This is a genomic window from Nocardia sp. CC201C, assembly GCF_030010695.1.
Taxonomy (GTDB): Bacteria; Actinomycetota; Actinomycetes; order Mycobacteriales; family Mycobacteriaceae; genus Nocardia; species Nocardia otitidiscaviarum.
This window is the reverse complement of sequence record NZ_JASCXP010000299.1, coordinates 1-9,166: the sequence shown is the minus strand read 5'-3', so window position 1 is coordinate 9,166 and position 9,166 is coordinate 1. Positions and strand designations below refer to the sequence as shown.

Sequence of the window (9,166 nt, the reverse complement as noted above, 5' to 3'; positions counted from 1 at the left end):
TGGGAACCATGCGCGATCGCGCCGCCAAGGCCATCGCCGTCGCGGCCGAGCACGACCTGGATCGGTCCGTCGACGCCCTGCACGCCACCGGCATGGCCGCCTTCGGAGCGTATCTCCAGGGCGAGTCCGGGCCCACCGACCAGACCGAGGCACTGCTGGCAACGCTGGAGGACGCCGACGGCACCCCGCGGCCCGCGGCCGGGTGGTCGGCCCATGTCGTCGGGCGGCTGCTGGACTTCCATCGGGGACCCGAGCGGCACACCGCCGCCGAGGATCTCCGCTCCGCCATGCTCGCGCTGCTCGAGCGCGGCGGTCCGCTGCCGGTGCCGGGGCGGCGACTGTTGCTGCCGGTGGTGTGGGCGCTGTTGACGGTGCGTGAGCCGCGTACCGCGCGACTGCTGGTGGAGTATGCCCGCACCACCCGCGGCGACGAACCCGAGGTGGCGCTCGCACAGGCGGCGCTGGCACTGGTCGCGGGCGGAGCCGCCGCGACGCTGCCGATGCTCGCGGCGGCGCACGAGCGGAGTGCGGAACTCGCGACCACCGAGCGGACGACCCTGTGGTTGCTCGACGCGGTCACCGCGGCCTTGACCGGCGCTCCGCACCCGGCCGGGGACCGGCTGCGCAGCGCCGTCGAACTCGCCGCGCCGGAGCAGCTCGTACGGCCCTTCCTGGATGTTCCCGGGGTGATCGAGATGTTGGACGACCGAGCCGGAACCTTCGGGCGCAGAGAAGATTTCGTGAACCGCATCCGTCGGCACCCCGGGATCGGCCGCACGGCGGCCGAGCCGCCGCTGACCGCCGCCGAGATCACCGTCCTCACCCACCTGCCCTCCGGGCGCACCGCCCAGCAGATCGCCGCCGATCTCGGGGTGTCGGTCAATACCGTGAAGACGCACCTGCACCGCCTCTACGCCAAACTCGGGGTCAACTCCCGGATGGACGCCATCGGCCGGGGCCGCCGCATCGGTCTGCTGTGAACGCCGCCCGGTCCCGGACGCCGGAGAGCGGTCAGCTGTCGCGCACGCCCGCCCCGACCGGATCCACCCGCTCGTCGCTCTCGCCGTGATCCATGGCGTGATCGAGCGCGAGCGCGGCATCGATCAGCGACAGGTGGGTGAACGCCTGCGGGAAGTTGCCGAGTTGCTCACCGGTGAGCGCGATCTCCTCCGCGTACAGGCCGACATGGTTGGCGTAGGTGAGCATCTTCTCGAAGACCAACCGTGCCTGCGCGATTCGCCCGGCCCGCGCGAGCGCCCCGACGTAGCCGAAGGTGCACAGCGAGAAGGTGCCCTCGGTGCCGCGCAGCCCGTCCGGTGCGGCGAGCGGATCGTAGCGGTACACCAGGCTGTCGGTCACGAGTTCCGCGCCGATCTCGTCCAGCGTGGACAGCCACTGCGGGTCGCGAGGTGCGACGAACCCGACCTGGGCCATACGTAGCAGCGACGCGTCCAGCACATCGGAGTCGTAGTGCTGGACGAAGGCCCGCCGGTGCGGATTCCAGCCACGGTGCCACAGTTGCTCGTAGATCCGGTCACGGTGGCGCTGCCACAGTTCCACCGGACCCGGCAGACTGTGCTCACCGGCGAGCCGGACGGCGCGGTCGAAGGCCACCCAGCTCATCAGGCGGCCGTAGGTGAAATCGGCACGGCCGCCGCGGGTTTCCCAGATCCCCTCCTCAGGCTGATCCCAATTATCGGCAAGCCAGCCGAGCAACTCGACCACATCGTGCCAGCCCTGGTGCCCGATCCGCAGGCCGCGTCGGTCGGCCTGGTAGACGCTGTCCAGCATCTCCCCGTAGATGTCGAGTTGCAGCTGGTCGGATGCGTCGTTGCCGATGCGGACCGGATAGGAGGCGCGGTAGCCCTCCCAGTGGTCGATGCTCCGCTCGGTCAGATCCCAGGAGCCGTCCACTCGGTACATGATCTTCATCGGGCCGCCGTGGGCCCGGTACCGGGCTCGCAGCCAGCCGGCGAAGTCCTCGGCCTCCTCGGTGAAGCCCAGGGCCAGCAGGGAATACACCGAGAACGAGGCATCCCGGATCCAGGTGTAGCGGTAGTCCCAATTGCGTTCGCCGCCGATCTGTTCGGGCAACCCCGCGGTCGGAGCGGCGACGATGCCGCCGGTCGGCGCGTAGGTGAGCAGTTTGAGCGTGATGGCGGATCGGTGCACCATCTCCCGCCAGCGACCCCGATAGGTGGAGCGCGCCAGCCAGGTGTGCCAGAACCGCACGGTGTCGGCGAACAACTCCTCGATCTCGGCCACCGGGACGGCGCGCGGAGTGAGTGCGGCGCCGGACTCCACCACCATGCCGCGCACCTGCCCCGCCGCCAGCACGATCGAGCCGTGCACGCGGCCGCCCTCGGCGACCTCCATCCGTACCAGCGGCCAGTCGGTGGGATCGCGCACCGCGTGCACCGTCAGGGCGGTTTCGCCGCTGTCGAAGACCGCGCCGTTCTCGAGGACGTGGGTGGTGTGCGGACGGCGTCCGTAGTCGAAGCGCGGCACCATATCCAGTTCGAACGCGAGCTGCCCGCGCACGCAGCGCACCATCCGCACCAGCCGGTGCCGGTCGGTGGCGACCCGGTCAGTGATGGGCGGCATGAAGTCGACGACCTCCCCGGTACCGGTCTCGGTCAGGAAACGCGTGATGAGGACCGCGGTATCGGGGAAGTACAACTGCGTGCTCCGGTAAGGCTGCCGGGCGGGGCGGATCCGGCAGTGCCCACCCCGGCGGCGGTCCAGCAGCGAACCGAAGACGCTCGGGGCGTCGAAACGCGGCAGGCAACACCAGTCGATGGTGCCGTCGAGGGTTACCAGCGCGGCGGTCTGCGTATCGCCGATGAGACCGTGATCGGCGATGGGTGGGTAGTCGTCCACAGGTGCTCCTTGTCGAGTGCGCGGTCGTGTGGGCGGGTGACGACTCCGCTGTCACCGGCGTCCCCGTCACCGTGGCACCGGCCGTCGCCCGGTGTGTCATCCGTTCGAGGTGAATCACCGGGCGCGGGGTTGGGCGTAGCGTCGAATCAGATTCCGAGCGGAGGAGCCGTCAGGTGTCGAACGAGGAAGTGCCGCCCGCTGTCCCGGCCGAGCAGTGGCCCGGCGACGCGTGGCGCGCGCTGCTACCGCCGCTGCTCACCTCCACGGTGCTGTTGCTGGCGTATTTCCTGCTGCCCTTCACCGGCGTGATCGCGGGTCGCGCGCTCGTCGCGCTGGTGATCGGCGGGCTGCTGGTGTGCGTGACGCTGGGCTGGGAGTTGCGGCGAGTGCTGCACGCCGAGAATCCGCTCGCCCGCGGCCTGGAGGGGTTGGCCGCGGTGTTCGGGCTGCATCTCGTCGGCTTCGCCACCGTGTACTCGATACTCTCCGAGGTCGATCCGGCCAACTTCAGTGAAGCGCTGACCCGGCTGGACGCGCTCTACTTCTGCGTGACAGTCTTCGCGACGGTTGGTTTCGGCGATATCGTGGCCGACTCGCAGCCCGCCCGCGCGGCCGTGCTCGTGCAGATGATCGGCAATCTCGTGCTGATCGGGGCGGCGCTGCGGCTGTTCACGCATGCGGTGGACCGGCGGCGACGACAGCTGGACCGGCGGGAGCCGAGTGATCCGAGCGGGTGAGCTGATCGTCGCGGGCCGTCATCCGGCCGTTCGGCGATGACATCCGACGAAACCCGATACGCGCCACCCCCTGCGGCGGTTACCGTGGATTCATGTCCACCCGTCTGGCATGCGTGGTGTTCGATGCGACCGAGCCCCGGTCGACGGCTCGATTCTGGGCGGAACTGCTCGGCTGGGAGATAACGCTGGACCGGGCCGCCGAGGTGGACGTGGCCGCGCCCGATCCGGACGGGGTGGAGGTGGCGCTGACCTTCCTGGCGGCCCCGCGACCCAGGGGGACGAAGAACCGCATCCACCTGGACCTGGCCAGTCGGTCGCTGGATCATCAACGGGTGCAGGTGGATCGGGCGCTGTCGCTGGGCGCGCGGCGGCTGGATATCGGGCAGGGCACGGTGCCGTGGACGGTGCTGGCCGATCCCGAGGGCAACGAGTTCTGCGTCCTCGAGCCGCGTGAGCAGTACGTGGACACCGGCGCGGTGGCCGCAATCGTGGTGGACACCCGAAACCCGTTGCGGCTGGCCGATTTCTGGTCTGCCGCCGCCGGATGGCCGCTCACCCACGACACCGCGCGCTACGCCGGAATCCGCTCGGCGACCGGGCAGGGCCCCTGGCTCGAGTTTCTCCGCACCCCGGCCGTGTGCCCCGACCGCGGCCGTCTGCACCTGGATCTGGTCGCCTTCCCCACCGACGATCCGGCCGCGGAGACCGCTCGGCTGCGTGCCGCGGGTGCGACACCGATCAGCTCCGGTGACGAGAGCGATGCCCCGGTGGTCCTCGCCGATCCGGAGACCAACGAGTTCTGCCTACTACGAGCGCCCACCGATTGACCACCGGGCGGTCAGCGGCAGAGATCCCGGCATCGGACCCCGGCCGCCTCCGGCCCCGAACGCCGCCGTCGACCTCAGGCCGCCTCGCCCTTCTTCAGCCGCCGTCGCTCCCGCTCCGAGAGCCCGCCCCAGATGCCGAAGCGCTCGTCCCGGGCCATGGCGTATTCCAAGCACTGCACGCGCACCTCGCAGCCGGAACAGATCCGCTTGGCCTCCCGGGTGGAGCCCCCCTTCTCGGGGTAGAACGCCTCCGGATCGGTCTGGGTGCACAGGCCGCGCTCCCGCCAGCCCGTATCGTCGAATTCGGCCTTGTCCGCGAGAGCCTCGAACGCGGCGTCGAACTTGGTGAACATCAACTTCATGGTGTGCCTCCAAGCATGCGTAGCGACAGCGGTGGTTTTCGACGGGACTACTGGCGGCCCATGGCGCAATCGGCGACCGCGCTGAGCGGGCGGGACTGCTCACCGGCGGCGAAGATGCGGCGGGCGTGCACGGCGGCCGGAGTGGACGACCAGGGCGCGAGCGCGGTGGTGAACATGAGCTCGCACCAGGACAGCGCGGGCACCTCCCCGCCCGCGAGCGTGCCCAGCAGCGACATCTCGGTGTCGTGGTCGGTCCAGGCGGCGAGCAGCCAGGCGGCGTCGAGGCGGCCGAGGAACTCCTCGGCATCCTCCGGCGGGCCGTTCGGGGCGTCCACGGCGAGGTGGACGACGGCGGAAACGGCGTGGCGCATACGGGCATCCAGTCCGATGCCGTTGTGCAGCAGCAGGCCCTCCAGGGCCTCCCGTAGGCCCGCGCCGTGATCGATTCGAAAATCGGTGCGGCGCTCGGCGGTGGTGAACTCGAACATGACGTTCCTTTCGCAATAATGCACGTAGGAATTGAAAATCAAGGTAGACAAGAGGTTTCGGCCTGACGCACCGGAATTCCGGATGCGGTCCGCGCCGCGGTGGCCCGGTATTCCACGAGCGCCGCCAATGTTCCCGGTTGCCAATCCCGGCGGCCGGGTACCCGGCACCAGTCTCGGGCCGGATTGTCGGAGGTCGAGAACAACCGCAGTGTCATTCCCGCCATGGTCGCCATGCCGAACAGCACCGCCGCGTCCACCTCGCGATCGGAAACGGTCAGCCCTACATCGGCCTGGCGCAGACCGGTTTCGGCGCACGCCCGCCCGGCCAGCCACACCGCGCGGGACGCGGCGGCCATACCGGCGGCCACCCGGGGGCCACGCGGATGGGCGTGCTCGTAGTCGGAATAGGGTCCATACCACAGGGCGGTACCTTCGCCATCACATACCGCGAACGTTCCGGATCTCGGATCCCCCGCGGCGGCGACCGCGATGTGCGGCACCAGCCTGATCATTCTCGACATCGGTGACTCGCTTTCGAAACACGGCCGCCCCGCAAAAAGATGACGTGACCGCCCGGATCATCGAAATGCATTCTGGTGAACCGCTTCTGGTTGCGGCTTCAATGCATGTGATTGATCTAAAAGCGACAAGACCGACTTGTCCACCCGCAGCTCAGGTTTGAGCAAACCCCTAGCAGTACCCACACTGACCAGTGGTGGTACCGATGCGAGTAGCCACTCGAAGGAGAACCGCACTCTGCCGGCAAACACTGTCGCGCACCGCGTTCAGACCTTACGGTCTCCTCATGCCATATGTGCACTCGGGTTCGGCAACCGTCCACTTCCGCACGTCAGAGGTATCGGGACCCACCCTGGTGGGCGCGCACGGATTCTTCCTGGACGGGTCCGCGTTCGAACCGCTGCGCAAACCCCTGGCGGCGGCCGGGATAAACCTCGTCACGATCGACGCGCGCGGCCACGGCCGCACTCGGACACCCGACGGTGAAATCTTCAGCTACTGGGATCTGGCCGCCGATATCTTGGCGGTCCTGGATGAACTCGATATCGACGAAGCCGTGATCGGCGGTATGGGCCAGGGCGGATGCTCCGCATTGCGCCTGGCCCTCGCCGCACCGCACCGGGTTCGCGGCCTGGCGCTGATGGACACCGAGGCGGGTGAGTGCACACCGGCGGAATTGGCCTGGTACCGCGTATTCTTCGAACGCTGGTGCGGAAGTGAACCGCTCGCACCGCTCATCGCGGAATTGGCCCCGCAGCTCATCGGCGGCCAGGACCCGCGCGCCTGGCGGGAATGGACGGTGCGCTGGAGCGAATCCGATCGCACGGCCGTGGGCGCGGCGGCGCGATGCCTGATGGATCGCCGCTCACTCCTGCATCGACTGCCCGAGGTCACCGCACCCGCACTCGTGTTGCGCGGCAGCCACGACGGCGTCAGCACCGCGCAGAAATCGGAGGCACTGGCGGCGGGGTTGCCGGGAGCCGACGGCGTGGTCACGATTTGCGGCGCCGGGCACGGCGCGATGTGGACACATCCGGAATCGATCGCACCCCTGCTGATTCAGTTGGTACGCCGGGCGGAGGGCGAGATCGATTCCGTGCGGACGCCGCGCACCGCGCCGAGCCGGGGTGCGCGAGTCGCCGTGCCGCCCGCCGCCATCGCCATGTGACGCGCGGCCGCGGCCCAAGTGACGCGCGGCCGCGGCGGCGCCGCCGGGCTCAGGAACGCACGTCGACGGGATGCGTCCGCTCCGAACACCAGGTGGGCAGTCCGAGGAAGATCTGAATCTGGTCCGGATTGCTGGCGCTGTAGACCTTGAACAGCTGCACCGCGATGGAGCGACAGCGCCCGGTCTCGGCGTCGCGCACATGCATGATGGGCCGGTCTCGCCCGTAGGCCGCCACCCCTTCGTCCCACAGCTCGCGGAACAGGTCGTAGCGGCCGAGTTCGGCGAGGAATTCGGTGGACCAGGCGGTGTCGCCGGTGCTGCCGATGAGCCCGCGCAGCCAGCGCACCGTGGTGCGCACCTCGGCTTCCCATTCCACCATGACCTGCCGGGATCTCGGATTGGCGAAGAACCAGCGCAGCATGTTCACGTCCTCGGCCAATCCCGGGAATGCGCGGTTGTAGCTGTCATTGCAGGCCAGCACATTCCAACGGGTGTCGATATAGGCCGCCAGATGCGGTTCGTGCAATTCCAGCGCGCGGCGCATATCCGGGCCGACCTCGTCGCGCAGTCGATCGACGGAGGGGAATTCCCCGGCACCCAGTCCGGCCAGGTCGAGCAGATGTCGGCGCTCCACCTGGGAGAGGGCGTCGATGCGGTCGAGATAGCGCACCAGCGCGTCGACCACCTCGCGGGTGGGGTGGTCGCGGTCGCCCTTTTCCAGATGGCTGATATAGCTGGCGCTGACTCCGGCGTTGAAGGCGAGGCGTTCCCGGGATACTCCTCGGTCGTCGCGCAGGCGACGCAGCAGCAGGCCGAACGACGGCGGGCGCACATTCTCCGAATCACGCCTGGATTTCGCGCTCGTAACCACGACTATCCCCTTCCACAAACTCTCAGCAATCACGTTCGATGCCCGCGTGGACCCGGCGGCGCATACAGCCGGACACCCGAACCACAACGTCGAAGAACTGCGGTGATTGCCTCACCCGTCGTCAGTTCCGCTTCGGGATAGTGCCACATTTTGTTGTACATAAGACCAAAACATGGCTGTTTCTTTACTGTGTCGCCGCTGGCAAGCCCACGTCGAACAGTAGCCCGCGAACATAGGGCAATCGAGAATCCAGGACCGTCGATCCGCGTCGGGTTCGGGTCCGCCACCGCCCGCCCGCTACCATCGGCAGCCATGACCAGCCTCGTTCCGGACCGCGCCCCGTGACGACCGTCGACGCGATCGTGCTCGCCGGCGGGCGCGCCACCCGGATGGGCGGCGTGGACAAACCCGCCATCGTGGTCGGCGGGCAGTCCATGCTCGACGCCGCCCTCGGCGCGGTCGCCGACTGTGCGCGCACGGTGGTGGTGGGGCCGCAGCGACCGGAGCTGCCGCCGGAAATCCTGCAGGCGCAAGAGATTCCGGCCGGGGCCGGACCGGTCGCTGCCATTGCCGCTGGCCTGGGCATATTGGCGGACTGCGATTTCCCCGCCGGGCTGATCGTGGTGCTGGCGGCCGACATGCCCTTCCTCACGGCTCCCGCGGTCGACGAACTCCTCAGGCACGCACTCGAATCCGGCAGTGACGCGGTCTTCGCGGCCGACGAGTCGGGACGGCCGCAGTATCTGGTCGGAGTGTGGCGGCGCGCGGCGCTGACCGCCGCGGTGAGTCGGCTGGAGTCATTGGTGAATCAGCCCATGAAGGCGCTGGTTCCGGTGCACACCGTCATGGTGCCGCTGGCGGGGGTCGCCGACTGCGACACACCCGACCAAGTGCGCCATGCGCGCGAGGCGGTCGAGCAAACCGCGGCAAACGCTCCGATGACCCTGGACGAGGCGCGTAGTGCGTTGCGCCACACTGTATTCCAGCTCACACCGCGCAGCGTCGCGGTGCGGGCGGCGCGCGGCGCCGCACTCGCCGAGCCGCTGCTGGCCGCGGACGCCCTGCCACGCTTCGACGTCTCGGCCATGGACGGCTACGCCGTCTCCGGCGACGGCCCCTGGCAGGTGCGCCGCGATATCGGCTTCGCGGGTGGACAGCGGCCGGTGGGGCTGTTCGCCGGCGAGGCCGTCCGGATCGCCACGGGCGCACACGTCCCCGACGGCACCACCACCGTGGTGCGCGACGAATTCGTCCGGGTGGACGAGGACGGCGTGCTGCATCGTCTGCCGGACACGCCGCCGCGCGACGATGTGC

General features: G+C 69.1%; 10 protein-coding genes. 5 read left to right on the top strand and 5 right to left on the bottom strand.

The window, feature by feature from the left end; all coding sequences use genetic code 11:
- Positions 1-980 (top strand): LuxR C-terminal-related transcriptional regulator (locus QK444_RS25830; RefSeq protein WP_282784539.1); only part of this gene is annotated, 980 nt, incomplete at its 5' end.
- 31 nt (positions 981-1,011) lie between these two features.
- Here QK444_RS25830 and QK444_RS25825 read toward each other — a convergent pair.
- Positions 1,012-2,880 carry a glycoside hydrolase family 15 protein gene (locus tag QK444_RS25825; RefSeq protein ID WP_282784537.1) on the bottom strand — a complete coding sequence of 623 codons (1,869 nt, stop codon included), beginning with the start codon at positions 2,878-2,880 and terminating at the stop codon, positions 1,012-1,014.
- A 173-nt stretch (positions 2,881-3,053) separates the two neighbouring features.
- Here QK444_RS25825 and QK444_RS25820 point away from each other — a divergent pair, with 173 nt between their 5' ends.
- Together QK444_RS25820 and QK444_RS25815 are read left to right on the top strand one after the other, a co-directional pair.
- The gene (locus tag QK444_RS25820) at positions 3,054-3,617 is read left to right on the top strand and encodes a potassium channel family protein (protein ID WP_282784535.1); all 564 of its coding nucleotides are present in this window, start codon (positions 3,054-3,056) and stop codon (positions 3,615-3,617) included.
- A gap of 92 nt (positions 3,618-3,709) precedes the next feature.
- Positions 3,710-4,444, top strand: coding sequence for a VOC family protein (locus QK444_RS25815; protein ID WP_282784532.1), 735 nt, complete (start codon positions 3,710-3,712; stop codon positions 4,442-4,444).
- Between the two features lie 74 nt (positions 4,445-4,518).
- Here QK444_RS25815 and QK444_RS25810 read toward each other — a convergent pair whose 3' ends face one another.
- From QK444_RS25810 to QK444_RS25800, 3 genes are read right to left on the bottom strand one after another with little or no spacing between them, the layout of a single operon-like run.
- Positions 4,519-4,806 (bottom strand): WhiB family transcriptional regulator, encoded by a 288-nt coding sequence (locus tag QK444_RS25810; RefSeq protein WP_282784530.1) that lies wholly within the window; start codon positions 4,804-4,806, stop codon positions 4,519-4,521.
- A gap of 47 nt (positions 4,807-4,853) precedes the next feature.
- Positions 4,854-5,294, bottom strand: coding sequence for a hypothetical protein (locus QK444_RS25805; RefSeq protein ID WP_282784528.1), 441 nt, complete (start codon positions 5,292-5,294; stop codon positions 4,854-4,856).
- Positions 5,295-5,332: 38 nt separating this feature from the next.
- Positions 5,333-5,815 carry a hypothetical protein gene (locus tag QK444_RS25800; RefSeq protein ID WP_282784526.1) on the bottom strand — a complete coding sequence of 161 codons (483 nt, stop codon included), beginning with the start codon at positions 5,813-5,815 and terminating at the stop codon, positions 5,333-5,335.
- Between the two features lie 284 nt (positions 5,816-6,099).
- On the opposite strand from QK444_RS25800, the gene QK444_RS25795 reads away from it, so the two are divergent.
- A complete protein-coding gene (locus tag QK444_RS25795) occupies positions 6,100-6,981 on the top strand; it encodes an alpha/beta hydrolase (RefSeq protein ID WP_282784524.1) in 882 nt (293 codons plus the stop codon).
- 49 nt (positions 6,982-7,030) lie between these two features.
- Here the strand turns inward: QK444_RS25795 and QK444_RS25790 are convergent, their stop codons facing one another.
- The gene (locus tag QK444_RS25790) at positions 7,031-7,852 is read right to left on the bottom strand and encodes a helix-turn-helix transcriptional regulator (protein WP_282784522.1); all 822 of its coding nucleotides are present in this window, start codon (positions 7,850-7,852) and stop codon (positions 7,031-7,033) included.
- 341 nt (positions 7,853-8,193) lie between these two features.
- Between QK444_RS25790 and QK444_RS25785 the strand changes: the two genes are divergently transcribed.
- On the top strand, positions 8,194-9,166 hold a 973-nt coding region (locus tag QK444_RS25785), incomplete at its 3' end, for an NTP transferase domain-containing protein (protein ID WP_282784519.1).